This is a genomic window from Vibrio sp. 10N.222.48.A3, assembly GCF_041475345.1.
In the GTDB taxonomy this organism is placed as follows: domain Bacteria; phylum Pseudomonadota; class Gammaproteobacteria; order Enterobacterales; family Vibrionaceae; genus Vibrio; species Vibrio tasmaniensis_A.
On record NZ_JBFRVX010001449.1, the window covers coordinates 1 to 1,344 of the forward strand.

Sequence of the window (1,344 nt, forward strand, 5' to 3'; positions counted from 1 at the left end):
CTATTGTGTTATTAATGTTTAGCAAGTTTATTTGAATGAGTTTTGTAAATTCCTTTAATGTAAGTGTGCGTAAGAAGGTAAGCAAACGTAAGCATTTAAGCGTTTGGATTTTCCGTTTTTGACGGGAAATCAATCAATAAATGAGCGTTTTTGTTGCTGAACGATGGTTTGTAAACGTGTATGTACAAAAGTGATTAATATGTTTTGCGTACGGTAAGTTAGTGACTTCAATAACAATATTGATGATATATGAACAGTATATATACTGCCCTCGCTTTTAATAAATGCTGGTGATAGAAATGTCGAAAACCAAAGTGCTGATTGTCGAAGATGACCAGGCGATAGCGCGTTTAACTACGCTTTACCTCGAAGCTGAAGGCTACAATGTTAGCGTTGTCCATGAAGGGGATTTGGCCATTGAAGCGATCCGCAGTATTGAACCCGATCTCGTTCTGTTGGACTTGATGCTTCCAGGAATGAGCGGCGCACAGATTTGCCGACAGGCTCGCGAATTTTATAATGGGATTATCTTAGTATTGACTGCCTCTGCTGATGAAATGAGTGAGGTTAGTTTGTTTAAGTTTGGCGCGGATGATTACGTTGCAAAACCTATTCGTGGTCATGCATTATTGGCACGAATTGAAGCACTATTGCGTCGCGCAGCCCCTGTTGTTGCTGAGCCTGACACGACCGCTGAAACCCCAGGTGAAATTGTGATCAACAGTACAGCTCAAAGTGCCACTCTGTACGGACAGAACCTAAAGCTCACCTCTGCCGAGTTTGAAATTCTAAATCTTCTTGTTAATAACATTTGTCAGGTCGTTACTCGAGATCAATGTTGCCAGCTATTTAGAGGTATTGATTATGCCTTTAACGACCGCTCTATTGATATGCGTGTTTCAGGGTTGCGCCGGAAGCTGCGTATGCATGCAAAAGATAAGCAGTTGATCCGTACGGTTCGTAACAAGGGGTATATGCTGGTTGTATAAGTCTATCGCGGTGAAACTTCGATCTGTTTCTATGTTTACTCGTTTGTACCTTGGAATTGTGGCAGGGATGTCGGCAACGATCTTTTTGTTTTGGAACCTTGGTGAAGGGCACATGCGGCGTACCCAGATCGAAATATTCCTTAATGATGGCATCTACTTTTCTGAGCAGTATGTTCGTCAACACAACCGAGAAAACTCGCTATATAAAGAACTCGACAGAACAGGCTACCAGCAATTTTATATTTTCAATTTACGCCTGTTGGAGAATTGGTCGGGAGAGGCTCCGTGTCAACGATGCGAGTTATTTACCACCTTGAATGGTGTACCGGTATACCTAAGTGAAAATAATCTCTAT

1 protein-coding gene and 1 pseudogene are annotated in these 1,344 nt (G+C 41.9%); both read left to right on the forward strand.

Going from position 1 to position 1,344, the window contains the following annotated elements:
* The first annotated feature begins 299 nt into the window (after positions 1–299).
* Entirely contained in the window at positions 300–989 is a 690-nt protein-coding gene (locus AB4653_RS27035) for a response regulator transcription factor (RefSeq protein WP_029222829.1), read from the forward strand.
* Positions 982–1,344 (forward strand): annotated as a pseudogene (locus AB4653_RS27040) (two-component sensor histidine kinase); the annotation flags it as partial. The gene AB4653_RS27035 and the pseudogene AB4653_RS27040, both read left to right, overlap by 8 nt.

Excerpts from the sequence above, each read along its gene's own strand:
- AB4653_RS27035 (WP_029222829.1), top strand. The coding sequence starts at position 300 with ATGTCGAAAACCAAAGTGCTGATTGTCGAAGATGACCAGGCGATAGCG.